This is a genomic window from Nocardioides alpinus, from assembly GCF_900112035.1.
Lineage (GTDB): Bacteria > Actinomycetota > Actinomycetes > Propionibacteriales > Nocardioidaceae > Nocardioides > Nocardioides alpinus.
This window is the reverse complement of the sequence record NZ_FOKC01000003.1, coordinates 21633-48598: the sequence shown is the minus strand read 5'-3', so window position 1 is coordinate 48598 and position 26966 is coordinate 21633. Positions and strand designations below refer to the sequence as shown.

29 protein-coding genes and 1 tRNA gene are annotated in these 26966 nt (G+C 72.2%); 20 read left to right on the top strand and 10 right to left on the bottom strand.

Features of this window, described 5'->3' with window-relative positions:
- Positions 1-4: 4 nt before the first annotated feature.
- The 5 genes from BM127_RS07985 to BM127_RS07965 are packed head-to-tail and all read left to right on the top strand — an operon-like array spanning position 5 to position 4893.
- On the top strand, positions 5-1150 hold the full coding sequence (locus tag BM127_RS07985; RefSeq protein ID WP_091197092.1) for a lyase family protein: 1146 nt from the start codon (positions 5-7) through the stop codon (positions 1148-1150).
- Positions 1147-2367: a bifunctional 3-oxoadipate enol-lactonase/4-carboxymuconolactone decarboxylase PcaDC gene (gene pcaDC / locus BM127_RS23200; RefSeq protein WP_091197089.1), complete on the top strand. Its 1221-nt coding sequence runs from the start codon at positions 1147-1149 to the stop codon at positions 2365-2367. The genes BM127_RS07985 and pcaDC overlap by 4 nt, the downstream gene beginning before the upstream one ends.
- Positions 2364-3569, top strand: coding sequence for a thiolase family protein (locus BM127_RS07975; protein WP_091197086.1), 1206 nt, complete (start codon positions 2364-2366; stop codon positions 3567-3569). Before pcaDC ends, BM127_RS07975 begins: the two co-directional genes overlap by 4 nt.
- Entirely contained in the window at positions 3566-4222 is a 657-nt protein-coding gene (locus BM127_RS07970; protein WP_091197083.1) for a 3-oxoacid CoA-transferase subunit A, read from the top strand. The genes BM127_RS07975 and BM127_RS07970 overlap by 4 nt, the downstream gene beginning before the upstream one ends.
- Complete coding sequence (locus BM127_RS07965; protein WP_091197079.1) at positions 4219-4893, top strand: 3-oxoacid CoA-transferase subunit B; 675 nt, start codon at positions 4219-4221, stop codon at positions 4891-4893. The genes BM127_RS07970 and BM127_RS07965 overlap by 4 nt, the downstream gene beginning before the upstream one ends.
- Before the next feature lie 7 nt (positions 4894-4900).
- Here the strand turns inward: BM127_RS07965 and BM127_RS07960 are convergent, their stop codons facing one another.
- Together BM127_RS07960 and BM127_RS07955 are read right to left on the bottom strand one after the other, a co-directional pair.
- Entirely contained in the window at positions 4901-5731 is an 831-nt protein-coding gene (locus BM127_RS07960) for a septum formation family protein (protein ID WP_091197076.1), read from the bottom strand.
- Positions 5728-6213, bottom strand: a complete 486-nt coding sequence (locus BM127_RS07955; protein WP_091197073.1) for an NAD(P)H-dependent oxidoreductase — start codon at positions 6211-6213, stop codon at positions 5728-5730. Before BM127_RS07955 ends, BM127_RS07960 begins: the two co-directional genes overlap by 4 nt.
- A 36-nt stretch (positions 6214-6249) precedes the next feature.
- On the opposite strand from BM127_RS07955, the gene BM127_RS07950 reads away from it, so the two are divergent.
- The 5 genes from BM127_RS07950 (at position 6250) to BM127_RS07930 (ending at position 11362) form a co-directional block, all read left to right on the top strand.
- Entirely contained in the window at positions 6250-7008 is a 759-nt protein-coding gene (locus BM127_RS07950; RefSeq protein ID WP_091197071.1) for a class I SAM-dependent methyltransferase, read from the top strand.
- Between the two features lie 174 nt (positions 7009-7182).
- Positions 7183-8910, top strand: a complete 1728-nt coding sequence (gene leuA / locus BM127_RS07945; protein ID WP_091197068.1) for a 2-isopropylmalate synthase — start codon at positions 7183-7185, stop codon at positions 8908-8910.
- Positions 8911-8926: 16 nt separating this feature from the next.
- Positions 8927-9799 (top strand): alpha/beta fold hydrolase, encoded by an 873-nt coding sequence (locus tag BM127_RS07940; RefSeq protein WP_091197065.1) that lies wholly within the window; start codon positions 8927-8929, stop codon positions 9797-9799.
- 43 nt (positions 9800-9842) lie between these two features.
- Positions 9843-10571 carry a DNA repair protein RecO gene (gene recO / locus BM127_RS07935; RefSeq protein ID WP_091197063.1) on the top strand — a complete coding sequence of 243 codons (729 nt, stop codon included), beginning with the start codon at positions 9843-9845 and terminating at the stop codon, positions 10569-10571.
- Positions 10568-11362 (top strand): isoprenyl transferase, encoded by a 795-nt coding sequence (locus BM127_RS07930; RefSeq protein WP_372476627.1) that lies wholly within the window; start codon positions 10568-10570, stop codon positions 11360-11362. The genes recO and BM127_RS07930 overlap by 4 nt, the downstream gene beginning before the upstream one ends.
- Before the next feature lie 90 nt (positions 11363-11452).
- Here BM127_RS07930 and BM127_RS07925 read toward each other — a convergent pair whose 3' ends face one another.
- The 4 genes from BM127_RS07925 to BM127_RS07910 all read right to left on the bottom strand — a co-directional run bounded on the left by BM127_RS07925 (position 11453) and on the right by BM127_RS07910 (position 14672).
- Entirely contained in the window at positions 11453-11860 is a 408-nt protein-coding gene (locus BM127_RS07925) for a Fur family transcriptional regulator (protein ID WP_091197059.1), read from the bottom strand.
- The gene (locus tag BM127_RS07920) at positions 11847-12851 is read right to left on the bottom strand and encodes a metal ABC transporter permease (RefSeq protein WP_091197056.1); all 1005 of its coding nucleotides are present in this window, start codon (positions 12849-12851) and stop codon (positions 11847-11849) included. The genes BM127_RS07925 and BM127_RS07920 overlap by 14 nt, the downstream gene beginning before the upstream one ends.
- A 61-nt stretch (positions 12852-12912) precedes the next feature.
- Entirely contained in the window at positions 12913-13731 is an 819-nt protein-coding gene (locus tag BM127_RS07915) for a metal ABC transporter ATP-binding protein (protein ID WP_091197053.1), read from the bottom strand.
- Positions 13728-14672 carry a metal ABC transporter substrate-binding protein gene (locus BM127_RS07910; RefSeq protein ID WP_091197050.1) on the bottom strand — a complete coding sequence of 315 codons (945 nt, stop codon included), beginning with the start codon at positions 14670-14672 and terminating at the stop codon, positions 13728-13730. The genes BM127_RS07915 and BM127_RS07910 overlap by 4 nt, the downstream gene beginning before the upstream one ends.
- A 62-nt stretch (positions 14673-14734) precedes the next feature.
- Here BM127_RS07910 and BM127_RS07905 point away from each other — a divergent pair, with 62 nt between their 5' ends.
- The 6 genes from BM127_RS07905 (at position 14735) to BM127_RS07880 (ending at position 20841) form a co-directional block, all read left to right on the top strand.
- Positions 14735-15064 (top strand): antibiotic biosynthesis monooxygenase family protein, encoded by a 330-nt coding sequence (locus tag BM127_RS07905; protein WP_091197048.1) that lies wholly within the window; start codon positions 14735-14737, stop codon positions 15062-15064.
- Between the two features lie 79 nt (positions 15065-15143).
- On the top strand, positions 15144-16544 hold the full coding sequence (locus BM127_RS07900; RefSeq protein WP_175507355.1) for a glycine--tRNA ligase: 1401 nt from the start codon (positions 15144-15146) through the stop codon (positions 16542-16544).
- 71 nt (positions 16545-16615) lie between these two features.
- Positions 16616-17206, top strand: coding sequence for a hypothetical protein (locus BM127_RS07895; protein WP_091197043.1), 591 nt, complete (start codon positions 16616-16618; stop codon positions 17204-17206).
- A gap of 36 nt (positions 17207-17242) precedes the next feature.
- The gene (gene dusB, locus BM127_RS07890) at positions 17243-18382 is read left to right on the top strand and encodes a tRNA dihydrouridine synthase DusB (protein WP_091197042.1); all 1140 of its coding nucleotides are present in this window, start codon (positions 17243-17245) and stop codon (positions 18380-18382) included.
- A gap of 290 nt (positions 18383-18672) precedes the next feature.
- Complete coding sequence (locus BM127_RS07885) at positions 18673-19500, top strand: SH3 domain-containing protein (protein ID WP_476703504.1); 828 nt, start codon at positions 18673-18675, stop codon at positions 19498-19500.
- A 57-nt stretch (positions 19501-19557) separates the two neighbouring features.
- A complete protein-coding gene (locus tag BM127_RS07880; RefSeq protein WP_091197037.1) occupies positions 19558-20841 on the top strand; it encodes a deoxyguanosinetriphosphate triphosphohydrolase in 1284 nt (427 codons plus the stop codon).
- A gap of 177 nt (positions 20842-21018) precedes the next feature.
- Here BM127_RS07880 and BM127_RS07875 read toward each other — a convergent pair whose 3' ends face one another.
- From BM127_RS07875 to BM127_RS07865, 3 genes are read right to left on the bottom strand one after another with little or no spacing between them, the layout of a single operon-like run.
- A complete protein-coding gene (locus tag BM127_RS07875) occupies positions 21019-21348 on the bottom strand; it encodes a YtxH domain-containing protein (RefSeq protein ID WP_175507354.1) in 330 nt (109 codons plus the stop codon).
- Positions 21349-21388: 40 nt separating this feature from the next.
- A complete protein-coding gene (locus BM127_RS07870; RefSeq protein WP_091197035.1) occupies positions 21389-21640 on the bottom strand; it encodes a DUF3618 domain-containing protein in 252 nt (83 codons plus the stop codon).
- The gene (locus tag BM127_RS07865; RefSeq protein ID WP_091197032.1) at positions 21633-22040 is read right to left on the bottom strand and encodes a phage holin family protein; all 408 of its coding nucleotides are present in this window, start codon (positions 22038-22040) and stop codon (positions 21633-21635) included. Before BM127_RS07865 ends, BM127_RS07870 begins: the two co-directional genes overlap by 8 nt.
- Positions 22041-22168: 128 nt before the next feature.
- Between BM127_RS07865 and dnaG the strand changes: the two genes are divergently transcribed.
- From dnaG to BM127_RS07845, 4 genes are all read left to right on the top strand, one after another.
- The gene (gene dnaG / locus BM127_RS07860; protein ID WP_091197029.1) at positions 22169-24070 is read left to right on the top strand and encodes a DNA primase; all 1902 of its coding nucleotides are present in this window, start codon (positions 22169-22171) and stop codon (positions 24068-24070) included.
- On the top strand, positions 24067-24585 hold the full coding sequence (locus BM127_RS07855; protein ID WP_091197026.1) for a hypothetical protein: 519 nt from the start codon (positions 24067-24069) through the stop codon (positions 24583-24585). Before dnaG ends, BM127_RS07855 begins: the two co-directional genes overlap by 4 nt.
- Before the next feature lie 52 nt (positions 24586-24637).
- Positions 24638-24713 (top strand) — tRNA-Asn (locus tag BM127_RS07850).
- Between the two features lie 179 nt (positions 24714-24892).
- Complete coding sequence (locus tag BM127_RS07845; protein ID WP_198554270.1) at positions 24893-25393, top strand: hypothetical protein; 501 nt, start codon at positions 24893-24895, stop codon at positions 25391-25393.
- A 24-nt stretch (positions 25394-25417) separates the two neighbouring features.
- Here BM127_RS07845 and BM127_RS07840 read toward each other — a convergent pair whose 3' ends face one another.
- On the bottom strand, positions 25418-26932 hold the full coding sequence (locus tag BM127_RS07840) for a threonine/serine exporter family protein (RefSeq protein WP_139227689.1): 1515 nt from the start codon (positions 26930-26932) through the stop codon (positions 25418-25420).
- Positions 26933-26966: the final 34 nt, after the last annotated feature.

The following is a 26966-nucleotide window of genomic DNA, read 5'->3' as shown; positions in this document are numbered from 1 at the left end:
CCACGTGAGCGACCTCCACTGGCCCGACCTCTTCTGGCCCGGCGACGAGCGGGCAGGCGACCACTTCGGCCAGGAGGCCTTCGTCCGGGCGCTCGTCGCCGTCGAGGAGGACTGGCTCGCGCGGCTCGGACAGCCGGCCGACCTGCAGTCCCTCGTCAGCCGGCGCCACCTCGAGCGGCTGGCCAACGAGTCCGAGGGGGGCGGCAACCCGGTGATCGGACTCGTCGAGATGCTCCGCGACGGGCTCACCGGTGACGCGGCCCGGTGGCTCCACCGCGGGCTCACCAGCCAGGACGTGCTCGACTCGGCCCTCATGCGGATGGCGGAGGACGCCGTCGACGACCTGCGCGCCGACGTGTCCCGGCTCGGCGGCGCGCTCACCGCGCGCGCGACGGCCCACCGCGACACCCCGATGGTCGCCCGCACCCTCACCCAGCACGCCGTCCCCACGACCTTCGGGCTCCGCGTCGCGCAGTGGCTCGCCGCCGTCGTCGACGCTGACGAGCAGCTCGCAGCGCTGAGGTTCCCCGACCAGCTCGGTGGCGCCGCCGGCACCCGCGCCGCGATGGTCGAGCTCGGCCTCGAGGTCGACCTCGAACCGGTCCCGTGGCACACCGTCCGCACGCCCGTCACCCGCCTCGGCGACGCTCTCGTCACCACGACCGACGCGCTCGCCCGGATCGCCAACGACGTCCTCGTCATGTCGCGCCCAGAGATCGCCGAGCTCGCCGAGGGCATGCCCGGGGGCTCGTCGACCATGCCCGGCAAGGCCAACCCGGTCCTGTCCGTGCAGGTCCGCCGTGCCGCGCTGACCACGCCCCAGCTCGCCGCGACCCTGCACGTCGCCGCCGCCTCACAGGTCGACGACCGTGCCGATGGTGGCTGGCACGTCGAGTGGGCGACCCTGCGCGACCTCGTACGCCGGACCCTGACAGCGGCCGGCCAGTGCGAGGAGCTCATCAGCGGTCTCGAGGTCCACGCCGACCGGATGGCCGCGACCCTGGCGGCTTCCCACGACGCGGTCCACGCCGAGCAGCGCTCGATGACGACGCTGACCGGCCGCCCCCCGCTCCCGTCGTACGACGGGCAGGCGGGCGCGATCGTCGATGTCGTCGTCCTGCGCGCCCAACGCCACTGGAGGACCCCATGATCCCCGTCGTCACCGCCCTGCGCCTGACCCCTGTCGAGGACCGCGACGCGCTGCCGCTGCTCGTCCTCGGTCCCTCGCTCGGCACGTCCGCCGCGACGCTCTGGGGCGATGCCGCGACCCACCTCGCCGACCACTTCGACGTCGTCGCGTGGGACCTCCCCGGCCACGGCCGCAACCGGTCCGTGCCCGAGGAGCCGTGGTCGATGGCCGACCTCGCAGTCGGCGTGCTGACGACCGTCGACGAGGTCCTCGCCGAGCGCGGCGACGTCGGTGGCACCTTCGGCTACGCCGGCGACTCCGTCGGTGGCGCGGTCGGCCTCCAGCTCCTCCTCGACGCGCCGAGCCGTGTCTCGGGTGCCGTGCTGCTGTGCACCGGCGCCCAGATCGGCACCGCGGAGTCGTGGACCGAGCGGATCGACCTCGTGGGCTCCGCCGGCACGCCCGCACTGGTGACCGCCTCCGCGCAGCGCTGGTTCGGCCCCGGCTTCCTGGACCGCGAGCCTTCCCGTGGCTCGGCGCTCCTGCACGCGCTGCAGGAGGTCGACGACACCGGCTACGCCCAGGTGTGCGCCGCCCTCGCCGGCTTCGACGTCCGCGACCGCCTCGGCGAGATCAGCGCTCCGGTGCTGGCCGTCGCGGGCTCCGTCGACGTGGCGACGCCGCCGGACAAGCTGCGCGAAGTCGCGGACGGCGTACGACACGGGCGCTTCGTCGAGCTCGACGGCGTGGCCCACCTCGCGCCCGCCGAGGCTCCGGAGGAGGTCGCCCGGCTGGTCCGCCGGCACCTGGTCGGCGATCCGGACGGCGATGGCAGCCGGACGCTCGACGAGGTCCACGCCGCCGGCATGGTCGTACGCCGCGAGGTGCTGGGCGACGCGCACGTCGACCGGGCCACCGCCGCCACGACCGACCTCGACCGCGACTTCCAGGAGCTGATCACCCGCTACGCCTGGGGCAGCATCTGGACCCGCACCGGCCTCGACCGCCGCAGCCGCTCGCTCATCACCCTGACCGCGCTGGTCGCGCGCGGGCACCACGAGGAGCTCGCGATGCACCTGCGGGCCGCGCGCACCAACGGCGTCACCGTCGAGGAGATCAAGGAGCTGCTGCTCCAGACCGCGATCTACTGCGGCGTCCCCGACGCCAACACGGCCTTCCGGATCGCCCGGGAGGTCCTGTCCGAGGAACCCGCCGAGAAAGAGGCACCCGACGCATGACCGAGTCCTACCTCTACGCCGCCGCCCGCACGCCGTTCGGCCGGTTCGGCGGCGCGCTGGCCGACGTACGCCCCGACGACCTGGCTGCGGTCGCCCTGACCGGCGTGCTCGACCGGGCGCCCGGCCTCGACCGCGCCGCGGTGGACGAGGTGGTGTGGGGCAACGCCAACGGCGCCGGCGAGGACAACCGCAACGTCGGGCGGATGGCTGTGCTGCTCGCCGGGCTGCCGGTCAGCGTGCCTGCCACGACCGTCAACCGGCTGTGCGGGTCGAGCCTCGACGCGACCATGATGGCCTCGCGCGCCATCGAGACCGGCGACGCCGAGATCGTGGTCGCGGGCGGTGTCGAGTCGATGACGCGAGCGCCGTGGGTGCTGCCCAAGCCGTCGCGCGCCTTCCCGGCCGGCAACGTCACCGCGGTCTCCACGACGCTGGGCTGGCGGCTGGTCAACGACCGGATGCCTGCCGAGTGGACGGTCTCGCTCGGCGAGGCCAACGAGCAGCTCGCCGAGAAGCACGGCATCGGCCGCGCCCGGCAGGACGAGTTCGCCGCACGGTCGCACCACCTGGCCGCCGCGGCCTGGGACGCAGGGTTCTACGACGACATGGTCGTCCCCGTCCCCGGCGTCGACCTGGCGCGTGACGAGGGGATCCGCCCCGGCAGCAGCGCCGAGAAGCTCTCCGGCCTCACGCCCAGCTTCCGCCCCGGCGGCACCATCACGCCGGGCAACGCCTCCCCGCTCAACGACGGCGCGGCGGCCCTCCTGCTGGGCTCGGAGGGAGCGGCCGGCACCCTGGGGCTGGAGCCGCAGGCCCGGATCGCGGGGCGGGGGTCCTTCGCCCTCGAGCCGCAGCGCTTCGGCTACGCACCCGTCGAGGCCGCAGGGATCGCGCTGCGCCGTGCCGGCGTCACGTGGGCCGACGTCGCCGCGGTCGAGCTCAACGAAGCCTTCGCGGTCCAGTCGCTCGCGTGCGTCGACGCCTGGCTCGACCAGGGACTGGCCGATCCCGGCCTCGTCAACGCCCGGGGCGGCGCCATCGCGATCGGCCACCCGCTCGGCGCCTCGGGTGCCCGCGTCGTGGCCACGCTGGCCAAGCGGCTCATCGAGTCGGGGGAGAGGTGGGGCGTCGCGGCGATCTGCATCGGCGTCGGCCAGGGACTGGCCGTCGTCCTCGAGAACGTCCGGACGGAGCCCTCGTGACGCTCGTCGTGGAGACCACGGACGAGGCCGTGGACGGCATCGCGGACGGGTCGACCGTCCTGGTCGGCGGCTTCGGGATGGCCGGCATGCCGGTCGACCTCATCGACGCGCTCATCCGTCAGGGGGCGAGCGACCTGACGGTCGTCTCCAACAACGCCGGCAACGGTGACACCGGGCTCGCCGCCCTGCTCGCTGCGGGTCGGGTGCGCAAGGTCGTGTGCTCGTTCCCGCGCCAGTCCGACTCGTGGGTATTCGACGGCCTCTACCGCTCCGGCGACATCGAGCTCGAGGTCGTCCCGCAGGGCAACCTCGCCGAGCGGATGCGCGCCGCCGGTGCCGGCATCGGCGCATTCTTCTGCCCCACCGGGGTCGGTACGCCGATCGCCGAGGGCAAGGAGACGCGCGAGATCGACGGCCGGACGTACGTCCTCGAGTACCCGCTCCGGGGCGACGTGGCCCTCATCGGCGCCCACGTCGCCGACCGCGCCGGCAACCTCGTCTACCGCAAGACCGCCCGCAACTTCGGGCCGGTGATGGCCACTGCCGCGACGACCGTGGTCGCGCAGGTCGGATCCGTGGTCGAGGTCGGTGAGATCGACCCCGAGCACGTCGTCACCCCGAGCATCTACGTCGACCGGGTGGTGACCGTATGAGCGAGCCAACGTCCGGCCCGGTGGTCGAGCACCTCGACCGCGGACCCCTGTCGCGCGACGAGATGGCCGCGCTGGTCGCCCGCGCCATCCCGGCCGGCGCCTTCGTCAACCTCGGGATCGGCCAGCCCACGCAGGTCGCCGACCACCTCGCCGCGGACTCCGGCGTCGTCCTGCACACCGAGAACGGCATGCTCGGCATGGGGCCGGCGGCCGTCGGTGACGCGATCGACCCCGACCTCACCAACGCCGGCAAGGTCCCGGTCACCGAGCTGCCCGGGGCGTCCTACTTCCACCACGCCGACTCGTTCGCGATGATGCGCGGCGGGCACCTCGACGTGTGTGTCCTCGGCGCCTTCCAGGTGTCCGCGACCGGCGACCTCGCCAACTGGCACACCGGCGCCCCCGACGCGATCCCCGCGGTCGGCGGCGCGATGGACCTCGCCATCGGCGCCAAGCAGGTGCTGGTGATGATGACGCTCTTCGCCAAGGACGGCACGCCCAAGCTGGTGCCGACGTGCACCTACCCGCTCACCGGGGTCGGGTGTGTCGACCGGGTCTACACGGAGGTCGCGGTGTTCGAGGTCGGCCCCGGTGGCGTACGGGTGCTCGAGACGTTCGGCACGAGCGTCGCCGAGCTGGCCGCGCGCCTCGACGTACCCCTGCGCAGCTGAGCACCCGTCAGGCGGGCACCCAGCAGATGCCGTAGCGCTGGCCCGCGTCCCACTGCTCCCCGGTCGGGATCTCCTGCGTCCAGGTGAAGTCGAGCGGGTCGTCGGCCCGGGCCCGGGCGACGTCGCCGCAGGGCGCCTCCATGCGGTCGGCGACCGCCGCCTGCGGGGGCAGCCGCCTGCCGGGGATGTCCACGGTGGCGACCGCGGCCCACGCGTGCTGCGCGCCGCAGGACACCCGTCGGAAGGCCTGGCTGCCGGGGGCGGCGGTGGCGCACATCGCCAGCACGGGTGCGTCGCCCCAGCCCTTCGTCCGCCGGGGTTGTGGCAGCAGCGCGCGGGGCCCGGCGACCGCGACCACGTCGCAGCGGAACCAGTCGGCACCCGCCTCGGCCCTGGTGGCGCTCGGGGTGAACCACACGGCCTGGGCCATGGTCAGGCGCAGCTCGCGCGGCGTGATGCCCAGGTGCCGCGGCAACCGGGACTGGCACGTCGTACGCGCCTGCCGCTGCGCCGCGTCCGAGTCGACCCGGCGGGTGCTGCCGGCCGGGGTCTCCAGCCGGAGCCGGCCGACGAAGTAGGTCTGCGCGGTGTGCTTCCTGCGGCACGCGACGGCCTCGGTGCGCCCGACGACGGCGACGGCCTGGCGGAAGGTGAGGGCGTGGCACTCGCCGACCCTCGGCGTCGGCCCGGGGTCGGGCGGCACGGCCTCGCTCGGGGTCTCGGTGACGGACGGCGAGGGCGAGGCACTCGGGTCGGCCGGCTCCGAGGGGGAGGCGCTGCAGCCCGTCAGGATGAGCGCCGCGACCACGGTGGCGGCCCTCGCGCGCAGCCGCGTCATCCCATCACCAGGGCGGCGAGCGTCCCGCCCAGGTCGTACGCCGACTCCCGCTCGGCCTCGCCCACGTCACCCAGCACCTCGAGCACCGGGGCGGCCTGGCGCCACGACAGCGCACCGACGATCGCCTGCACGGAGCGCACGGCGCCGGTCGTGTCGTAGCGGCCGTGGACGTAGAGGCCGTACGGCTTGGGGCCGCCGTCGGCTGCGGCAGCCGATCCGTCGTCGCTGAGCGCGCCGCCCGCCTGCAGGAAGATCGTGTCGAAGAAGTGCTTGAGCGCACCGCTCATGTAGCCGAAGTTGGCGGGGGTGCCGAGCAGGAAGCCGTCCGCTGCCAGCACGTCGTCGGCGTCGGCCTCGAGCGCCGCGCGGACCACGACCTCGACGCCCTCGATCGCGTCGTCCGAGGCGCCCGCGACCACCGCCTCGGTGAGAGCCACGACCGACGGGGTGGGGGAGTGGTGGACCACCAGCAGTCGAGGCATGGCCAGAGCCTACGAGGGCGAGTAGCGTCACGTGGCGTGACCTTCGAGGTGGCAGGCGAGGCGTACGACCGGTTCATGGGTCGCTACTCCCGTCCGCTCGCCGCCGACCTCGCCGCCTTGCTCGCGCCGTCCACCGGGCAGCGCGCGATCGACGTCGGCTGTGGTCCCGGGGCCCTGACCGGGGCGCTCGTCGAGCGTCTCGGCGTCGACGCCGTGGCGGCGGTCGATCCGTCGGCCCCGTTCGTCGAGGCGTGCGGGGCGCGGTTCCCGGGCGTCGACGTGCGGCAGGGCACGGCCGACTCACTGCCCTTCGACGACGACACCTTCGACCTGGCGGCGGCCGGCCTGGTCGTCCACTTCATGCCCGACCCGGTGGCCGGACTCACCGAGATGGCCCGCGTGACCCGCGCTGGCGGGTGGGTCGCCGCGACGGTCTGGGACCTCGCCGGGTCGAGGGCCCCGATGTGGCCGGTCTGGGAGGCGTTCGGGGTGATCCGCCCGGGCGGGCTCGCCGAGGAGCGGCTCCCGGCCGGCACCGACGGTGAGCTGCGGCGGATGTTCGAGGCCGCCGGGCTCCGCGACGTCGAGGCTGCGGAGATGCCGGTCACGGTCACGCACGGCACCTTCGAGGAGTGGTGGACGCCCTACCTCAAGGGCGTGGGACCGATCGGCGAGGAGCTCGCGGCGCTCGACACCAGCGACCGCCAACGCGTCGAGGACCTGTGCCGTGACCGGCTGGGTGCCGGGCCGTTCGACCTCACCGCAGTGGCGTACGCCGTCCGCGGTCGCGCCTGACCTGTCTCAGGTCGCGGGAGCCGGGGAGCGAGATCTCGCACCCGGGGCTAGTCTGGTGGAGTCATGATGCGCAGCCTGCTCCTCCTTCGTCGCCGCAACGAGGCCTAGACCCGGCCCCCTCGTTGCGGAGTGCGGCGCGTGCCGGTCGCCCCTTCAGCACACCGAGGAAGAGTCATGACCCACCTGAGCAACACCGCCAACACCCAGGGCGCCAGCCCGATGCCGTTCGGCCGCTACACCCCGTTCGCGCCCGTCGACGTGCCCGACCGCACGTGGCCGACGAAGAAGGTCGAGAAGGCTCCGCGCTGGCTCTCCACCGACCTGCGCGACGGCAACCAGGCGCTGATCGACCCGATGACCCCGGCCCGCAAGCTCACCATGTTCGAGCTGCTGGTGAAGATGGGCTACAAGGAGATCGAGGTCGGCTTCCCGAGCGCCAGCCAGACCGACTTCGACTTCGTGCGCAAGCTCATCGACGAGGACCGGATCCCCGACGACGTACAGATCTCGGTGCTCACGCAGGCCCGCGAGGACCTGATCGAGCGCACCGTCGACTCGCTGGTCGGCGCCCCGCGCGCCACCGTCCACCTCTACAACGCGACCGCGCCACTCTTCCAGCGCGTCGTCTTCAACGTCAGCCCCGACGAGTGCCGCAACATCGCGGTCCGCGGCACCGAGATGGTGATGAAGTACGCCGAGGAGCGTCTCGGCGGCATCGTCGGCAGCCAGGACTTCGGCTACCAGTACAGCCCCGAGATCTTCACCCAGTCCGACACCGACTTCGCCCTCAGCGTCTGCGAGGCGGTCTCCGACGTGTGGCAGCCCGAGACCGGTCGCGAGATCATCCTCAACCTGCCCGCCACGGTCGAGATGTCGACGCCCAACACCTACGCCGACCAGATCGAGTACTTCGGCCGCGGGCTCACCCGCCGCGAGCACTCCGCGATCAGCCTGCACCCGCACAACGATCGCGGCACCGCCGTCGCCGCGACCGAGCTGGCGCTGATGGCCGGTGCCGACCGCGTCGAGGGCTGCCTGTTCGGCCACGGCGAGCGCACCGGCAACGTCGACCTGGTGACCCTGGGCATGAACCTCTTCAGCCAGGGCATCGACCCCCAGGTCGACTTCTCCGACATCGACGAGGTGCGCCGGACGGTCGAGTACTGCACCAACCTGCCTGTCCACCCGCGCCACCCCTACGCCGGCGACCTCGTCTACACCGCCTTCTCCGGCTCCCACCAGGACGCCATCAAGAAGGGCCTGGAGGACCTCGAGAAGCGGGCCGCCGAGCAGGGCATCGACGTGCGCGACATCGACTGGGAGGCGCCCTACCTGCCCATCGACCCCAAGGACGTGGGCCGCACCTACGAAGCGGTCATCCGGGTCAACAGCCAGTCCGGCAAGGGCGGCGTCGCCTACGTGCTCAAGTCCGAGCACAAGCTCGACCTGCCGCGCCGCGCGCAGATCGAGTTCAGCCGGGTCGTCCAGCAGCACACCGACACGGAGGGCGGCGAGATCACGCCGGAGGAGATCTGGTCGGTCTTCCGCGGGGAGTACCTCGACCGTCGTACGCCGCTCGAGCTCGACTCCGTGCACACCTCGAGTGCCGCGGGGGAGAAGGACCAGCTCACCGTCGGCGTCTACGTCGACGGCGAGCGGCAGGAGCTCTCGGGTGAGGGCAACGGCCCGATCGCGGCGTTCGTCGACGCCATCTCCGGCCTCGGCCACGACGTACGTGTCCTCGACTACGCCGAGCACGCGCTGTCGGCCGGCGGCGACGCCATCGCCGCGGCGTACGTCGAGTGTGCCGTGGGCGAGAAGGTGCTGTGGGGCGTCGGGCTCGACGCCAACATCGTCACCGCCTCGCTCAAGGCCGTGATCAGTGCCGTGAACCGCGCCTGACGGGTATGTTCCAGACATGCTGGTGAGCGAGCGGATCGGACAGTTCTTCGTCGAGTCCGACGGTGGGCGCGACCGGCTCGAGTACACCGAGTACGGCGCCGGTGACGAGTGGGTCGTGCTGCTGCACGGCCTGCTCATGCCGCGGCGCATGCAGCAGCCGCTGGCGCGGGCGATGGCCGCCCAGGGCCTGCACGTGGTGACGCTCGACCTGCTCGGCCACGGCCGCTCGGACCAGCCCGCCGACCCGCTCGTCTACTCGATGACGTCCTTCGGCGAGCAGGTCGTGGCGCTCCTCGACCACCTCGGCGCCGAGCAGGCCGTCATCGGCGGCACCTCGCTGGGCGCCAACGTGTCCCTCGAGGTCGCGGTCATCGCGCCCGAGCGGGTCAAGGGCCTCATCGTCGAGATGCCGGTCCTCAACCACGCGCTCGTGGCGGGGATCCTGGCCTTCGTCCCGATCATGCTGGCGGCGCGCTACCTGCCGTTCACGGCCAACACGCTCCAGAAGCTCTCGCGGTCGGTGCCCCGCGGGATCGTCCCGTTCTGGGCCGGCATCGGGCTCGACACCGTCGACCACCGGGCCGACTCGATCGCGTCGGTGCTCCACGGGGTGATCTTCGGACGCCTCGCGCCGTCGTCGAGCCAGCGCCGCCGCATCCACGCGCCGGTCTTCCTCGTCGGCCACCCGATCGACCCGATCCACCCCTTCGTGGACGCCGACATGCTGGCCGCCGAGCTGCCCAACGTCCGCTTCGAGCGGGCCACGTCGATCCTCGAGTGGCGTTTCCGCCCCGACCGCCTCACGGCGGCGGCCGCCGACTTCGCCCTCGACTGCTGGCGCGTCGCCGCTCCTGCCACGGCCACCGCCAAGCGCACGCGGAAACGCTGACGTCCAGCCGTCCCGGGGCGGCCGTGTGGGGGAGGATGTAGGCGTGCCCCTCTACCGCGACGAGGCGGTCGTGCTGCGCACCCACAAGCTGGGCGAGGCCGACCGCATCATCACCCTCCTGACGCGACAGCGCGGCAAGGTGCGCGCGGTCGCCAAGGGAGTGCGGCGTACGACGTCGCGCTGGGGCTCGCGCCTCGAGCCGTTCGCCCACGTCGACCTGCAGCTCGCCGAGGGCCGCAGCCTCGACGTGATCACCCAGGCCGAGACGCTCGAGCCGTTCAACTCCCGCCTCGGCATGGACTACGACCGCTACACCGCCGGCACCGTGATGCTGGAGACCGCCGACCGGCTCGTCACCGAGGAGGGAGAGCCGGCCGTCCAGCAGTTCCTCCTCCTCGTCGGCGGGCTGCGCGTGCTGGCCGGCGGCGAGCACGGGGCCAAGCAGGTCCTCGACTCCTACCTCCTGCGATCCCTCTCGGTCGCCGGCTACGCGCCGTCCTTCGACCACTGCGTCCAGTGCGGGATCGAGGGACCCCACCGCTTCTTCAACCCGTCAGCCGGCGGCGTGCTGTGCACCTCGGACAAGCTGCCCGGATCCGCGACCCCCGCGGCCCAGACGGTGCTCGTGCTGGGTGCGCTGCTCGTCGGTGACTGGCCGGTCGTGCACGCCGCCGACCCGCGTCACCTGCGCGAGGCCAGCACCCTCGTCTCCGCCTACCTCGCCTGGCACCTCGAGCGCGGCCTGCGCTCCATGGCCTACGTCGAGCGCTGACTAGGCTCTCCACCGTGAAGCGATCCGTCCGCCCGCCGACCCCGCACCCGTCCGGCGCGACGCCCCCGCCGATCCCCCGCGACCTCGTGCCCCAGCACGTCGCGATCATCATGGACGGCAACGGCCGCTGGGCCAAGGACCGCGGCCTGCCCCGCACCAAGGGCCACGAGCAGGGGGAGTCGTCGCTCTTCGACGTCGTCGAGGGCGCGATCGAGGTCGGCGTGAAGGCCATCTCCGCCTACGCGTTCTCCACCGAGAACTGGTCACGCTCGCCCGACGAGGTGCGCTTCCTGATGGGCTTCAACCGCGACGTGATCCGCCGCCGCCGCGACGAGATGCACGAGCTCGGCGTACGCGTGCGCTGGGCCGGTCGCGCACCGCGGCTGTGGCGCTCGGTCATCAAGGAGCTCCAGGTCGCCGAGGAGATGACCCGCGACAACGACGTCCTCACCCTGACGATGTGCGTCAACTACGGCGGTCGCGCCGAGCTCGCCGACGCCGCCCGCTCGATCGGGCGCGAGGTCGCCGCGGGCCGGCTCAACCCCGAGAAGATCGACGACAAGGTCTTCGCCCGCCACCTCTACGTCCCCGAGCTGCCCGACGCCGACCTCGTCTGGCGCACGTCGGGGGAGCAGCGGCTGTCCAACTTCATGCTGTGGCAGGCCGCCTACAGCGAGATGGTCTTCACCGACGTGCTCTGGCCCGACGTCGACCGCCGGCACCTGTGGGCCGCGGTCGAGACGTACGCCCGGCGCGACCGCCGCTACGGCGGCGCCCTCCCCAACGCCTGACCCCCCGCCCGCCCCGCCGAGCGGTGGTCCAGCCACATTCGGCTTTCGCCGAGTGTGGCTCCGTCACCGCCCCAACCGGGTCGGACCGCGTCAGCGACAGGCCGGGCAGGTCCCGAAGATCTCCAGCGTGTGGCTGATGTCGGCGTAGCCGTGCTCGCCTGCGATCGCGTTGGTCCAGCGCTCGACGGCCGGGCCCTCGACCTCGACGGTCGCCCCGCACGTACGACACACGAGGTGGTGGTGGTGGGTGTCGGAGCAGCTGCGCCAGATGGCCTCGCCGTCCTCGTTGCGCAGCATGTCGACCTCGCCGGCGTCGGCGAGCGCGGCGAGTGTGCGGTAGACGGTCGCGAGGCCCACCGAGTCGCCCTGCTGGGAGATGAGGTCGTGGATCTCCTGCGCACTGCGGAAGTCGTCGAAGCCGGCGAGGGCCGCTGCGACCGCCAGTCGCTGACGGGTGGGCCGGACCGTCGGCCGCGAGCCGTGGTCAGTGCTCGTCATAGTGCTCTCCGTGGGGTGCGTGGCGGTGGCCGTCGTGGACGTAGTCGACGTGGTCGCCGTGCGGGACCGCCGGGTGTCCGCAGTCGTTGCCGTGCTCGTGGACGTGCTCGTCGGCGGAGCGGTGCGGGGCTGCGGTGACCTCGGGGAACGGTGCCATCAGCCGGCTGCGCCGCCGCATCCAGACCCCGATGGGCCAGGTCGCGGTGAACATGGCCAGCGCGAGCAGCACGATCGTCGGCCCGGGGGCGACGGCCACGCGGAAGGACAGGGCCGCGCTCAGCAGCAGCCCGCCGACGGAGGCGACGCAGCCCACGAGCATCGCCCCGACGAACGTCGCCCGGAAGGAGCGTGCCAGCTGCTGCGAGGTCGCGACCGGCACCACCATCAGTGCCGAGACCAGCAGCAGGCCGACGGTGCGCATGGCGACCGTGATGCTCACGGCGGCCAGCACCGCGATCAGCAGGTTGTAGCCACGGACCCGCAGCCCCGCCACACGGGCGAAGTCCTGGTCGCTGGAGACCGCGAAGAGCTGCGGGGAGAGGCCGAGCGTGAGGACGAGGACCACCACGGTGAGGACCGCGGTGAAGACGACGTCGGTGAACGAGATGCTGTTGAGCGAGCCGAAGAGGTAGGCCTGCAGCGTCGCCGCGCCCTGCCCGGCGATGCCGGTGATCAGCACGCCGCCGGCCAGGCCGCCGTAGAAGAGCAGTGCCAGCGCGACGTCTCCGTTGGTGTGGCCGCGCTCGCGGATCACCTCCATCAGCACCGCGCCGAGCACGGCGACCACGACGGCGGTCCAGGTGGGGGAGGTGCCGGTGAGCAGGCCGAGCGCCACGCCCGTCACGGCGACGTGGCCGATGCCGTCGCCGAGGAGCGCCAGCCGGCGCTGGACGATGAAGGTGCCGATCGCGGGCGCCGCGAGCCCGGTGAGCAGGGCCGCGACCAGCGCGCGCTGCATGAAGTCGAGGGACAGGAGGTCGAGGAAGCTCATGCGGGGTCCCTGCGGCGTTGTTCGGGGGAGCGAAGCGGAGGAGAGGAACGTCGTGGGGTGCTCATGGTCGGTTCCGCCGCTCCCAGTCGAAGGGCGAGGAGACGTGGGGAGCGTGGTCGTGCCCACCCGGTACGTCGTGCTCGTGCGGGTGGTGGTGCGTGTGAGAGGCGACCTCCTGCGTGAGCGGCGGGCCGTCGTAGGCCACCCAGCCGTCACGCATCACGACCGTGCGGTCGATCAGCGGCATCATCGGGCCGATCTCGTGGGCCACCAGCACGATGGTCGCGCCACGCTCCTTGAGCCGGCGCAGCGCATCGGCGAGGGCCTGCTGGTTGGGCAGGTCGACGCCGGCGGTGGGCTCGTCGAGCACGAGCAGGTCCGGCTCGCCCGCCAACGCCCGGGCGATGAGCACCCGCTGCTGCTGGCCGCCCGAGAGCTGGGAGACACCGTGTGACGCGCGGTCGGCGAGGCCGACGACGTCGAGCGCGGACTCGACGGCGCGCCGGTCGGCCGCACTGGTCGGGCGCAGCAGGCGGCGGCGTCCGACGCGTCCGGAGGCGACCACCTCGCGGACCGTGGCCGGCACGCCGCCGGTCGCGGTCGAGCGCTGGGGCACGAAGCCGACCCGCTGCCAGTCACCGAAGTCGTCGAGCGGTGTGCCGTAGAGACGCACCTCGCCGCGCGCCACCGGCAGCAGCCCGGTGAGCGCGCGGACGAGGGTGGACTTGCCCGACCCGTTGGGCCCGAGCAGCGTCACCATGTCCCCGGCATGGACGGTCAGGTCGACGTCGCGCAGGATCGGTCGTCCGCCGATGGCGACGGAGACCTGGTCGAGGACGACGGGGACGGTGACGTCGTACGGGAGGCCGGCGGGAGTCACGAGCAGCCGTTGGCCTGCTGGAGGGCCGTCAGGTTCTCGCTCATGAGGGAAAGATAGTCCTCGTCGGTCGTGTCGTCCGACAGGCCCTCGATGGGGTCAAGGATCGCGGTGGACACCCCGAGGTCGTCGGCCAGCGTCTCGGCCATCTTCGCGCTGACCAGGCGCTCGGAGAACACGGTGGTCACGCCGTCCTCGGTGATCAGCTCCTGGAGGCGGGCAAGGTCGGCGGCCGTGGCCTCGGCGTCGGGGGAGAGCCCGGCGATCGGCTCGAAGTCCAGCCCGTAGCGCGCCATGTAGGCGAAGGCCTGGTGGCTCACCACGGTGGTGGTCCGCTCGCACGACGCGAGTCCGTCGGTGTAGTCCTGGTCGAGGGACTCGAGCTCGGTGCGCAGCGCTGCCGCGTTGTCGGCGTACGTCTGGGCGGCGTCGGGGTCGACCTCGCCCAGCTCGTCGGCGACGGCGTCGGCGAAGTCGGCCACGAGGAGCGGGTCGAGCCAGAAGTGCGGGTCGAAGTCGCCGTGCTCGGCGTGCTCCTCCGCGGTCTCGCCCTCGTGCTCCTCGCCCTCGTGCTCGTCCTCGGTGGCCGGCAGCAGGTCGACGACCGCGGCGGCGTCCAGCACGGGAGCGTCGGCGCCCTCGACGGTGGCGTCCACGGCCGGCTGGAAGCCGTCCTCGAGGACGATGAGGTCCGCATCCTCGAGGGCCGCGGTCTGGGCGATGGTGAGCTCGAGGTCGTGCGGCTCCTGGCCGGGCTGGGTCAGGTTCTCCACGGTCCAGTCGTCGCCCGCCACCCGCTCTGTCACCCAGGCCAACGGGTAGAACGACGCGACGGCCCGGCGACCATTTCCGGAGGCGTCGTCACCCAGCTGACCACACCCGGCAAGGAGGACGGTGGCGGCCAGGAGGCTGGGAAGGGGAAGGAGGCGAGTGGCGAGCGACATGAGAACGATTCTCAGGGCAGTTGAGAACGATTGTCAAACCGACCACGGCCTAGTCTGGGCAGATGCTCGTCGTCACCCGCCTCCGTACGCCCTCTCCCGACCCCACTGCCGAGCAGGAGCTGCGCGGCGGGCTGCTGCACGCGCTCGGCATCCTGGCCGCGAAGCCCGGCTACGACGGGGGCGAGGTCGGGCGCAACGTCGATGACCCGACCCTGTGGGTGCTCACCACCCGCTGGGAGAACGTCGGCTCCTACCGCCGCGCGCTGGGGTCGTACGAGGCCAAGATGCACATCCAGCCGCTGATGGTGCACGCGCTCGACGAGCCGAGCGCCTACGAGGTGGTGGAGGAGGGGACCGACCTCAATGAGGCCCAGCCCCGATCGATAGGGTGATCGCTCCTCCCAGTGAGGAGAAGCACTGCACGAGCCGACAGCCAGCCGGCCCGACCTGCCCCCTGTAGAAGGAATCACCGTGGCCAAGCCTGCCCCCACCGCCCTGGACAACGTCGTCTCCCTCGCCAAGCGCCGGGGTTTCGTCTACCCCTGCGGTGAGATCTACGGCGGCACCAAGTCCGCCTGGGACTACGGCCCCCTCGGGGTGGAGCTCAAGGAGAACATCAAGCGCCAGTGGTGGCGCTTCATGGTCACCCGCCGCGACGACGTGGTCGGCCTCGACTCCAGCGTCATCCTGCCGACCCGCACCTGGGAGGCCAGTGGCCACCTGAGCACCTTCAGCGACCCGCTGACCGAGTGCCAGTCCTGCCACAAGCGCTTCCGCGCGGACCACATGCAGGAGGACTACGCGGCCAAGAAGGGCATCGAGGACCCCGACACGGTCGACATCAACGAGTCGATCGCCTGTCCCAACTGCGGCACGCGCAACGCGTGGACCGAGCCGCGCAACTTCAACATGATGCTCAAGACCTACCTCGGTGTCATCGAGGACGAGTCCGGCCTGCACTACCTCCGCCCCGAGACCGCGCAGGGCATCTTCCTCAACTTCTCCAACGTCGTCACGAGCAGCCGCCAGAAGCCGCCGTTCGGCATCGCCCAGATGGGCAAGAGCTTCCGCAACGAGATCACGCCGGGCAACTTCATCTTCCGCACCCGCGAGTTCGAGCAGATGGAGATGGAGTTCTTCGTCAAGCCCGGCGAGGACGACGAGTGGTTCCGCTACTGGATCGAGGAGCGCACCCGCTGGTACGTCGACCTCGGCATCAACCCCGACAACCTGCGCCACTACGAGCACCCGCAGGAGAAGCTCTCCCACTACTCCAAGGGCACGACCGACATCGAGTACCGCTTCGGGTTCTCGGGTCGGGACTTCGAGGAGCTCGAGGGCATCGCCAACCGCACCGACTTCGACCTCAAGCAGCACAGCGAGTTCTCCGGCAAGGACCTGTCCTACTACGACCAGGCCGCCGACGAGCGCTACCTGCCCTACGTCATCGAGCCGGCCGCCGGCCTCACGCGGTCGCTGATGGCGTTTCTCATCGACGCCTACACCGAGGACGAGGCGCCCAACACCAAGGGCGGCGTGGACAAGCGGGTCGTGCTCAAGCTCGACCCGCGCCTGGCTCCGGTCAAGGTCGCCGTGCTCCCGCTGAGCCGCAACGCCGACCTCTCGCCCAAGGCCAAGGCGCTGGCCGCCGAGCTGCGCCAGAACTGGAACGTCGACTTCGACGACTCCGGCGCGATCGGTCGCCGCTACCGCCGCCAGGACGAGATCGGCACGCCGTTCTGCGTGACCGTCGACTTCGAGACCCTCGACGACAACGCGGTCACCATCCGCGAGCGCGACACGATGGTCCAGGAGCGGGTCAGCCTCGACGGCATCACCCGCTGGTTCGCCGAGCGCCTGGTCGGCTGCTGACGCCTGCGGGCCAGTCGTACGCCGGCGGCGGGGCTCCGTCGCCGACGTACGCGCCGTGCCACCATGGCGCCATGCGGCGCACGGTGCTCCTCCCGACTGTCCTCGCGGTGGCACTGTCCGCGTGCTCGGGGACGGACACCGACACCGGGCCCGAGGTGGGCGGCACGACCAGCAGGGTCGTGAGCACGCCTGCCGGCACCGATCCCGGCTCCGACCTCGGGGAGGCGGCGGTGCTCGTGTGGCAGCCCGCCACCAGCGTCACCGGCGTGCTCGAGCTCAGCGTGGACGCGGTCGCGGAGCAACGCCGGTCGGTCTTCGACGGCTGGGTGCGCGACGACGCGATGGCCGCGTCCCGCCCCTACTTCGTCACGGTGTCGCTGAGGAACACAGGGGAGTCGGACCTCGGTGGCTTCGACGTGCCGCTCTACCTACGCGACGACACCGGCGCACTGGGTGCCCCGTGGACACTCGGCGGCGACTTCACCGCCTGCCAGAGCGGGCCGCTGCCGTCGCCGTTCGAGGCGGGCGCCGAGACCGAGATGTGCCTAGTCTACCTCGTCCCCGACGGCGCGCGGATCGATGACATGGTCTTCGAGCCCACCGAGGGGTTCGACCCGATCTCCTGGACCGGTGAGGTCGCGCGCCCGCGCGGCAACGGCTGATTTGGGTCGGACGCCGGACCGCTCGACAATGGGGACATGACCGCCGTCCCCGCCTCCCTCACCCTGGGGTCGTTGCGCGTCGACACCCCGGTCGTGCTGGCGCCGATGGCCGGCATCACCAACGCGGCCTACCGCCGGCTCTGCGCCGAGCAGGGAGCCGGGCTCTACGTCAGCGAGATGATCACCAGCCGCGGCCTCGTCGAGGGCGACGAGGTCACCAGGAAGATGCTCGTCTTCGACGAGCTCGAGACGGTCCGCTCGGTGCAGCTCTACGGCACCGACCCGGTCTACATCGGCAAGGCCGTCGAGATCCTCTGCGCCGACCACGGCGTGGCCCACGTCGACCTCAACTTCGGCTGCCCGGTCCCCAAGGTGACCCGCAAGGGCGGCGGGGGAGCGCTGCCGTGGAAGCGCGGCCTGCTCGGCGAGATCCTCACCGCCGCGGTTGCGGCAGCAGCGCCGTACGACGTCCCGGTGACGATGAAGACCCGCAAGGGGCTCGACGACGACCACCTCACCTATCTCGACGCGGGCCGGATCGCGGAGGAGACGGGCGTGGCGGCCATCGCCCTGCACGGCCGCACCGTCCAGCAGGCCTACTCCGGGCAGGCCGACTGGGACGCGATCGCGGCCCTCGTCGAGCACGTCGACATCCCGGTCCTCGGCAACGGCGACATCTGGGAGGCGGCGGACGCCCTGCGGATGGTCGAGCAGACCGGTGCCGCAGGCGTGGTCGTCGGCCGCGGCTGCCTCGGCCGCCCGTGGCTCTTCCGCGACCTGGCCGCTGCGTTCCACGGCGACGACGTCGCGACCCTCCCGACCCTCGGCGAGGTGCGCACCATGATGCGTCGCCACGCCGAGCTGCTCTCTGCGCACATGGGGGAGGAGCGCGGCTGCAAGGAGTTCCGCAAGCACGTCTCCTGGTACCTCAAGGGCTTCGGCGCCGGCGGCGACCTCCGCCACAGGCTGGCCCTCGTCGACTCGCTGGCCACGCTCGACGACCTGCTCGTCGGCCTCGACGGCGACGAGCCGTTCCCGGTGCGTGAGCTCGGCACGCCGCGCGGTCGCCAGGGGTCGCCCCGGGCCAGGGTGGCGCTCCCCGAGGGGTGGCTCGATGACACGGACGGACGCGGCGCGCACCTGCGCGAGGACGCCGACGAAACCACTGGCGGGTGAGCCGGAACACCCTCGTTTTTACCGTGGACAATTGGGACAGGCCGAGAATCCTGTGCTTCACTCGATGATCGCGTCGGCGTGGGCACGGGCCCCGAGTCAATTTCGGCCCCGTGGATCGACGCACTGTCCCCCGTCAGCAACTGCAAAGGATCAGCGCTGTGGCTCAGCATCGCCACAAGCGGGAAACCCCTGCTACCCCCGGTCCCCGTCCCTCCCGATTCTCCCGGATCCCTCGATCCGTCCTGGTCTCCGCACCGATCGCCGTCGTGGCGACGATGTCGGCCGTGACCATGGGCGTGCTCGCTGCGGCCCCCGCGACCTCGGACAACACCCTGCTGGCCTCCACCAGCACCACGTCCACCAAGACGCCGACCGAGGCGCCCACCGACACGGCGGCCGTCGCGCAGTCGTTCGCCAACGCCACGTCCCTCGCCCGGCGCGGCGAGGCGACCGTGTCGCGCTCCCAGATCCGCACCGCGGCGAAGGCCGAGTCGGCCGTCCGTGAGGACCTGAAGATCGACCGTCTGGCCCGCCAGACGGCCAAGAAGGTCGGCAACAAGCTGTGGACCCTCGAGGTCCTCAACCTGTGGGACGGCCCGAGCGAGAAGGCCGAGAAGCTCGGCGAGATCGGCGCCCTCGAGCAGGTCTCGGTCACCGGCCGTCGCCAGCTGGGCCGCGCACAGGTCGTCATCGACGGCCAGTCGCGCTGGGTCAGCGCCGACTACCTGGCCCAGGACAAGCCCGAGCCCGAGCCGGCCGGTCCGAGCCTCGGCGGCGCGTGCGCCAACGGCTCCACCATCGACGCCGGGCGTGCCTCGCTCTACGAGATCCACGACGTGGTCTGCGCCAACTGGCCCGAGATCACCAGCTACGGCACGTGGCGCAGCGACGGCGAGCACGGCCAGGGTCGCGCGATCGACATCATGATCAGCGGCGAGACCGGCTGGGCCATCGCCGAGTTCCTGCGCGCCAACTACTCCGCGCTCGGCATCGAGTACATCATCTACTCCCAGCAGATGTGGTCCGTGGAGCGCAGCGGCGAGGGTTGGCGGGGCATGTCCGACCGTGGGTCGACGACGGCCAACCACTACGACCACGTGCACGTCACGGTCTACTGACGCCCACCGCCAGCCTGTCCGGGTCGTGTCCTCGGGGACGGCTAGGCTGACCGGCCGATGAGCATCGAGGACCTGTACGCCGACGAGGCGCGCGAGCGCGTGGTCGCCGAACCTCCCAAGCGGGTGGACGCGCCCGTGCGCCTGGCGTTCGAGCGCGACCGGGCGCGTGTCGTCCACGCGGCGGCGTCACGCCGGCTCGCGGCCAAGACCCAGGTCGTCGGGCCGCAGACGGACGACTTCGTCCGCAACCGGCTCACGCACAGCCTCGAGGTCGCGCAGGTCGCCCGCGACCTGGCCCGCGCGGTGGGCACCCATCCCGACATCGCCGAGACCGCGGCGCTGGCCCACGACATGGGCCACCCGCCCTTCGGCCACAACGGCGAGCGCGTGCTGGCCGAGCTCAGCGCCGACTGCGGCGGCTTCGAGGGCAACGCTCAGACCCTGCGCCTGCTGACCCGGCTGGAGTCGAAGACCTTCGACGCCGACGGCCGGTCGGTCGGTCTCAACCTCACCCGCGCGACGCTCGACGCCTGCACGAAGTACCCGTGGCTCCGCACCGACGCCACCGGTCCCCACGGCGTCCACGCCGACGGCACGCCGCGCGTGGTCGTGAAGTTCGGGGTCTACGACGACGACCGTCCTGTCTTCGACTGGCTGCGCGCCGGCGTCGACGGCCGACGCCGCTGCCTCGAGGCACAGGTGATGGACCTCGCCGACGACGTCGCCTACTCGGTGCACGACGTCGAGGACGGCATCGTGGCCGGTCGACTCGACCTCACCCGCCTCGACCGCGACGCCCTCTGGGAGACCGTGCGCTCGTGGTACCTGCCCGGCATCGACGACGCCGCGCTCGACGCCGCGCTTGCCGACCTGCGAGCGGTGGGGAGCTGGCCCCGCACGTCGTACGACGGCAGCAGGCGCAGCCTGGCCGCCATCAAGAACCTCACGAGCGACCTCATCGGCCGGTTCTGCGGCAGCGCCCAGCAGGCCACCCTCGCCGCGTCGGCCGGCGAGCCGCCGGTGCGGCACCGGGCCGACCTGGTGGTGCCGGCGCGCACCGAGGTGGAGATCGGGGTCCTCAAGGGCATCGCGGCCCTCTACGTCATGCAGGCCGACGACCGCGTCACGTTGATGAAGCGCCAACGCGAGCTGGTCGCCGAGCTCGTCGAGGGCATCTGGGCGCGCGGCGTCGAGGCCCTCGACCCGGTCTTCGTGGAGGATTGGGACGCTGCGACCGACGACGCCGCCCGGCGCCGCGTGGTCATCGACCAGGTGGCGTCGCTCACCGACGCCAGCGCCGTCACCCGCCACGCAACGATCACAGGTCGCTCCGCCAGCTGAGCAGCCAGCGCGAGGCCCCCCGCCGATCGGGCAGCGAGCCCGAGGCCCCCGCCGGTCGAGCAGCGAGCACGAGGCCCCCCGCCGATCGGGCAGCGAGCCCGAGCCCCCCGCCGGTCGAGCAGCGGGCGCAGCGAGCCCCCGCCGGTTGAGCAGCGAGCGCAGCGAGCGTGTCGAAACCTAGGGCAGGTCGCCCTGCGGGTACGGGTTGTCCTGCAGCGCGACGTTGTCGGGGTTGAGCTGGTCCTCGAGGTCCGCGCGGTGGCTGCTGCCACTGCCGGACGGCGTCACCTTGTCGGCGGCGGTGCCCGCCGCGGCGACGACCTTGTCCTTGACGACCGGCGCCTTCTCCTTGGCGAGGTCGGCGGCCTGGGTGGCCTTCTCCTGCACACGCGGGTCGTTCTTGACCCGCGTGGCGGTCTTCTTGATCTGCTCGTAGCGCTCGCGGCCGGCGCGGGCGCCGAGGACGTAGCCGACGAAGCCGGCGGCGAGGAGGGAGAGCTTCTTCATGGGGTGTGCTCCTTCAGGGCTGGGGACTGCAGAGGGGAAGTCAGTGGGTGCGGCGGTGGCGCCAGAGCAGCAGCACGACGGCCATCGCCGCCAGTGATCCTGCGGCAGCCAGGACCTCGGGTCGGGGTGCACCCGACTCCGTGGTCGCGGAGCTCTTCAGCTCGGCCACCTTGTCCTGGGCGCGCGACTTCACGTCGAGCTTGGCTGCCAGCTCGTCGACCGTGCCGGCCAGCTGCTCGCGCTGCAGGACGATCTCGGCCTCGATCTGCTCGGGGGTGCGTGCGTCAGACATGGCGGCCTCCCTTGACGGTGGCGAGGTCGTCCTTGATGCCCCGGATGGCCTTCTCGGGTGCTGCCGGAGTTGCCTCGGCGACCTTGTTCTTGCCTGCCAGGCCAGCCACGGCTGCGCCGATGACCAGGACGATCGCCACGACGAGGGCGGCGAGCCACGTGTCCAGCACCGTGGCGAGACCGAGGATCGCGGTGGTGACGAGAGTGCCGACGGCGAAGAAGCCGAGCAGTCCGGCGACGCTGAACATGCCGATCCCGACGCCGGCGCGCTTCCCCTTCTCGGCCACCTCGGCCTGGGCCAGGCGGATCTCGGACCGGACGAGGTCGGGGATCTGCTGCGAGAGCTGATGGACGAGGGCGCCGAGTGTCTGACTCTCGGGAGCTCCCTGCTGTTGAGTCATCTCCCGACCATCCCAAACCTCCGGTCCGATCACCAGCGGCCTTCCCCCGAAGGGGTGGCGGCCCCCACCCCCGCGGGTATGTGGAGACTCGGCGCGGCAGGTGGGCGGGCGCCCGTAGACTCCCCGACGTGGCTGGCCGGATTCGCGACGACGACATCGCCGAGGTGCGCGAGAAGGCGCGGATCGACGACGTCGTGTCGCAGTACGTCACTCTCAAGCGTGCCGGCGGCGGGTCGCTCAAGGGCCTCTGCCCCTTCCACGACGAGAAGACGCCGTCGTTCAACGTCAATCCCGCGCGACAGTTCTTCCACTGCTTCGGCTGCCAGGAGGGCGGCGACGTCATCGCCTTCATCATGAAGGTCGACGGCCTCACCTTCACCGAGGCGGTCGAGCGGCTGGGGGAGAAGTACGGCGTCACGCTGCGCCGTGAGGACGGCGACGACGAGCCCGCCCGGCCCCGTGGGCCCGCCCGCGGCCGGCTCATCGAGGCGCACAAGGTCGCGCAGGCGTTCTACGCCGAGCAGCTGGCCTCCGCCGACGCCGTGGTGGCGCGACAGTTCCTCCACCAGCGCGGCTTCGACCAGGCGGCCGCCGAGCTGTTCGGAGTCGGGTTCGCGCCCCGTGACGGGGAGGCGCTGACCCGCCACCTGCGCGGTCGCCGGTTCACCGACGAGGAGTCCGTCGCCGCCGGGCTCGTGGCGCACGGCCGCTCCCACTACGACCGCTTCCGCGGTCGGCTGGTCTGGCCGATCCGCGAGGCCAACGGCGACACGATCGGTTTCGGCGCGCGGCGGATCTTCGACGACGACCGGATCGAGGCGAAGTACCTCAACACCTCCGAGACCGCGATCTACAAGAAGAGCCAGGTCCTCTACGGCATCGACCTGGCGCGCACCGCGATGAAGGACGCCCAGCAGGCCGTCGTGGTCGAGGGCTACACCGACGTGATGGCCTGCCACCTCGCCGGCGTACGCACTGCCGTGGCGTCGTGCGGCACCGCGTTCGGCACCGACCACGCGCGGGTCCTGCGTCGTTTCCTCGGCGACCACGGGGCCACCAGCGGTGAGGTCATCTTCACCTTCGACGGCGACTCGGCCGGCCAGAAGGCCGCGATGAAGGTGCTGGAGAGCGACCAGGTCTTCGCCTCCCAGACCTACGTCGCCGTCGCTCCCGAGGGCATGGACCCCTGCGACCTCCGCATCAAGGAGGGGGACGAGGCGGTCCGCGAGCTGGTCGCCAAGCGTCAGCCGCTCTACCGCTTCGCCCTCGACAACATCCTGGCCCGCCACGACCTCGACCGCGCCGACGGCCGCGTCGACGCCCTGCGCGACGCGGCCGGGCTGGTGGCCAGCATCCGCGACAAGACCAAGGTCGAGTCGTTCTCGCGCGAGCTCGCCCACATGGTCGGCGTCGACCTCGACGAGGTCCGCACCGAGGTCCGCCGGGCGGCCAGCCGACCCGCTCCGTCGCCCGCGGACGAGCGGCGAACGACGCGTCACGAGGTGCCCGCCGCGCCCGAGCCGCCGCGCCAGGTGCTGCCGAGCCTGTCCGACCCGCGGTTCCTCATCGAGCGCGAGCTGCTCAAGCTCGTCATCCAGCACCCGTCGGGCGTGGGGCGCACCACTGCCCACGTCACCACCACCGACTTCACCCACCCGACCTTCCAGGGAGTGTGGGAGGCCGTCACGGCCGCCGACGGCCCGGCGGCCGGCGCGGACGACCCGGGCTGGGCCAACAAGGTCCGTGAGGCCGCCACCGAGCCCGCCGTCGTCGCCGCGATCACCGAGCTCGGCGTCGAGCCGGTGCGCGGCACGTCCGACCCCAACCCCACGTTCGCCGTGGCCTACGTCTACCGCCTCCAGGAGCTCACCACGTCCCGCCGCATCGCCGACGTCAAGGCGCGCCTCCAGCGCACCAACCCCGTCGACAACGCCCTCGACTACAACAGGATGTTCGGTGAGCTCGTGATGCTCGAGCAGCACCGCCGCAAGCTCCGCGAAGGTGCCGTCGGCCCCGGAGCCACGGCATGAGCCCGTCGTGGGGCAGGAGCCGCGGACGTACGTCGTCGCCCGCCCTCCCGGTCGCCCGCGGCGAGAAGGTGCTGGCGTCCGCCGAGGCCGCGGACGGCACCGTCTTCGCCGGCACCCGCGACGCCTTCTACGTCGCCGCCGACGGTGAGACCCGTCGTGTCCCGTGGGAGGAGGTCGAGGCGGCTGACTGGGACCGTGACACCGACACGTTCCGGCTCTCCGAGGTCGGCAGCTGGGGCGACCTGCGTCCGGTCCACACCGCCACCCTCGCCGATCCAGGGCGACTCCTCGAGCTGGTCCGCGAGCGCGTCACCGCGAGCGTGGTCCTGCAGCGCCACGTGCCGGTCGCGGGACGTCGCGGACTCCGGGTCATCGCGCGGCGAGCACCGTCCGGATCGGGTGGCGTCCAGTGGGTCTACGAGTACGACGAGGGTGTCGACCCGGACGACGAAACCGTCCGCGAAGCGGCCCGCGAGGCCCTCGAGGTCATGCGCCGTGACGTCGGCCTGCCCTGATTTCCCCACCCCGGCAGAGGCTTGCTAAGGTTTGCCACCGCTGCTGAAGCGATCCCCTGTAGCTCAACTGGCAGAGCATTCGACTGTTAATCGGAGGGTTGTTGGTTCGAGTCCAACCGGGGGAGCCACCGAAGGCCCCTGACCTGCGACGTCCGCAGGTCAGGGGCCTTCAGCATGTCCGGGTACGGCGCGGGGCACCGCGCTGCCTCACGGGATTCGGGTGAGGTGCCGCGCGCCGTGCCGACCTAGCGTCGAGCAGCGGCGCACCTCGCCCGGGTCGCCCCGACGCACATCCCCGGAGGTCCTCGTGAACAAGGCCGTACTGCACTCGTTGACGGAGCCGGAAGGCAACCTGGTCCGCGAGGCCGAGCCTGCCGCCCTGCGGGAGCTCGACGAGGACCAGCTCCTCGAGCTCCAGACCCGCGTCCAGCGCGCGCGCACCAAGTACATGAAGATCTACCGGCGTGGCGCCAGCGCGTCGGTCTCCGAGGTCGGCGGCCGCGGGAAGTCCTTCGCCCGCAACCAGCGGGCCCGCGACAAGGCCGAGGTGTTCGAGACGGTGCTGGCCCAGGTCAGCCGCCAGGTCAGCGTGGTGGCCCGGCAGACCGCCACGGAGCTGCGTGCCGAGAGGATCGCCGAGGCGCGTGCGGCCAGGTCCGCGGGGCCGTCCTCGACGGGCGGCGCGACGGGACCGGCGTCGGTCCCCAGCGGTCGCCGCGCAGCGACGAAGACGACGGGCGGGGTGAAGCGCGACGCCTCCTCGCAGGCGCAGGGAGTACGCCGCCAGGCCGCGCGCGACGCCCGCTGACACCCCAGGTCGGGAGGTCGGCCGTCAGGGCGCGGCGCGCATGCTCACTCCTGAGCCGAGGCCCAGGAAGGCGCCGACCGCCAGTCCGAGCAGCACCCCGAAGGCGATGCCGAGCATCGAGCCGCCCGCTGCCAGCAGCGACGTGACGCCGTCGGCGCGCTGGTCGCCGAGGTACTTCGCCACCCCGGCGAGTCCGGCAGCGCCCGGCACGAGCAGCCAGAACGCCGGCATGAAGGTCACCAGCGTCGGCGGCCCGGTGGGGAGCTCGGCGACCAGCATCGCCAGGGGTGTCATCACCAGTGCCCCGGTGAACGCGGAGAGGTCCTCACCGAGCAGGGTCCCGCCGACGACCTGGCCGGCGTACGCGACGAGCAGGATCGAGACCACCCACCGGGCCATCGGCAGCTCGACGCTGCTGGTCAGCACCACCCCTGCGCCGAACACGAGCACCCCCAGCCAGGGGGAGAGGACCCCGAACCCGTCCAGGGAGGGTTCCGGGAGGCTGTGGGCAGGGACGCCGACGAGCTGGGACGCAGTGACGATCCCGATCGCCAGGAGCGTCAGTGTCATCAGTCCGTGGGCGAGCCGCCCGACCCCAGCCACCATCTGGCCCGTGGCCAGCTCGATCACTGCGGTCGTGAGCTGGGCACCGGGCAGGAACGTGACCAGCACCGCGAGAAGTGGCGCGAACACGCCGATGTCGGCGCCGGCACGGATGAGCAGGAACACGCTGAGGGAGCACCCGAACGCAGTGGCGACCGGCAGGAACACCCGGTAGGCCGCCGGGACCTCGCTGCGGTGGAGCTGCAGGGTGCCCGCCCCGGTGGCCAGCACGACGGCCGTGAGCATCTCCCACCAGGTGCCGCGCACGATCAGGATGAGTCCGGCTGCCAGGAGCGGATAGCCGGCCAGGCGCAACCACGGGGCGTACGGCGCCGGGCGGGCTCCTGCCGCGACCAGCGCGGCCAGGCCGGCCTGTGGGCCGATGAGGGCGGCCTCGGCGTCGTCCACGACCGCGAACACGGCGCCCACCTGGTCCAGGCGGAGGCTGTCACCCGCGGGCGCGATGGCGGTCTGCACCGACTCCGCCCCCGGCATCGAGACGAACAGGGCGGTCGGCAGGACCGCGATCGCGATCTCGGGCACGCCGTTGACCGCCGCCACGCGACGCAGGGTCGCGGTCACCTGCGTCACCGACGCACCTGAGTCGACCATGGCCACACCGAGGGCGATGACGAAGGCGATGACCAGTGCCTCGTCACGCGGATCCGGGCTCTCCCACACGGCCGCCACGTCTGCCGTCCCGCTGCCCGCCGCCGCTCCGGAAAGGACACCCGGACCCGAGGGCGGCTCGGTCACCGACGTCGACCGCCGGCGCGCGACGGCTTCGCGGCGGTGGATGCGGCGCACCGCCAGCACGGCGACGACCAGCACCGCCAGCGCTGCCCACGCCGACGCAGCGGGGACAGGACTGTCGGCCAGGGCGGACCCGTCGCCGGCAACCTGGACCGATGCCACTGCCTGGGGGGCCTCGCGCACGTGGCGACGGTAGGCCGACAGAGGTCCGTCAGGG

What these genes read in the sequence shown, in the direction of transcription:
- pcaDC (WP_091197089.1), top strand. Translation starts at nt 1,147, where the DNA reads ATGATCCCCGTCGTCACCGCCCTGCGCCTGACCCCTGTCGAGGACCGC.
- BM127_RS07975 (WP_091197086.1), top strand. Translation starts at nt 2,364, where the DNA reads ATGACCGAGTCCTACCTCTACGCCGCCGCCCGCACGCCGTTCGGCCGG.
- BM127_RS07965 (WP_091197079.1), top strand. Translation starts at nt 4,219, where the DNA reads ATGAGCGAGCCAACGTCCGGCCCGGTGGTCGAGCACCTCGACCGCGGA.
- BM127_RS07960 (WP_091197076.1), bottom strand. Translation starts at nt 5,731, where the DNA reads ATGACGCGGCTGCGCGCGAGGGCCGCCACCGTGGTCGCGGCGCTCATC.
- BM127_RS07955 (WP_091197073.1), bottom strand. Translation starts at nt 6,213, where the DNA reads ATGCCTCGACTGCTGGTGGTCCACCACTCCCCCACCCCGTCGGTCGTG.
- leuA (WP_091197068.1), top strand. Translation starts at nt 7,183, where the DNA reads ATGACCCACCTGAGCAACACCGCCAACACCCAGGGCGCCAGCCCGATG.
- BM127_RS07940 (WP_091197065.1), top strand. Translation starts at nt 8,927, where the DNA reads ATGCTGGTGAGCGAGCGGATCGGACAGTTCTTCGTCGAGTCCGACGGT.
- BM127_RS07925 (WP_091197059.1), bottom strand. Translation starts at nt 11,860, where the DNA reads ATGACGAGCACTGACCACGGCTCGCGGCCGACGGTCCGGCCCACCCGT.
- BM127_RS07920 (WP_091197056.1), bottom strand. Translation starts at nt 12,851, where the DNA reads ATGAGCTTCCTCGACCTCCTGTCCCTCGACTTCATGCAGCGCGCGCTG.
- BM127_RS07910 (WP_091197050.1), bottom strand. Translation starts at nt 14,672, where the DNA reads ATGTCGCTCGCCACTCGCCTCCTTCCCCTTCCCAGCCTCCTGGCCGCC.
- BM127_RS07905 (WP_091197048.1), top strand. Translation starts at nt 14,735, where the DNA reads ATGCTCGTCGTCACCCGCCTCCGTACGCCCTCTCCCGACCCCACTGCC.
- BM127_RS07895 (WP_091197043.1), top strand. Translation starts at nt 16,616, where the DNA reads ATGCGGCGCACGGTGCTCCTCCCGACTGTCCTCGCGGTGGCACTGTCC.
- dusB (WP_091197042.1), top strand. Translation starts at nt 17,243, where the DNA reads ATGACCGCCGTCCCCGCCTCCCTCACCCTGGGGTCGTTGCGCGTCGAC.
- BM127_RS07885 (WP_476703504.1), top strand. Translation starts at nt 18,673, where the DNA reads ATGGGCGTGCTCGCTGCGGCCCCCGCGACCTCGGACAACACCCTGCTG.
- BM127_RS07880 (WP_091197037.1), top strand. Translation starts at nt 19,558, where the DNA reads ATGAGCATCGAGGACCTGTACGCCGACGAGGCGCGCGAGCGCGTGGTC.
- BM127_RS07875 (WP_175507354.1), bottom strand. Translation starts at nt 21,348, where the DNA reads ATGAAGAAGCTCTCCCTCCTCGCCGCCGGCTTCGTCGGCTACGTCCTC.
- BM127_RS07870 (WP_091197035.1), bottom strand. Translation starts at nt 21,640, where the DNA reads ATGTCTGACGCACGCACCCCCGAGCAGATCGAGGCCGAGATCGTCCTG.
- BM127_RS07865 (WP_091197032.1), bottom strand. Translation starts at nt 22,040, where the DNA reads ATGACTCAACAGCAGGGAGCTCCCGAGAGTCAGACACTCGGCGCCCTC.
- BM127_RS07855 (WP_091197026.1), top strand. Translation starts at nt 24,067, where the DNA reads ATGAGCCCGTCGTGGGGCAGGAGCCGCGGACGTACGTCGTCGCCCGCC.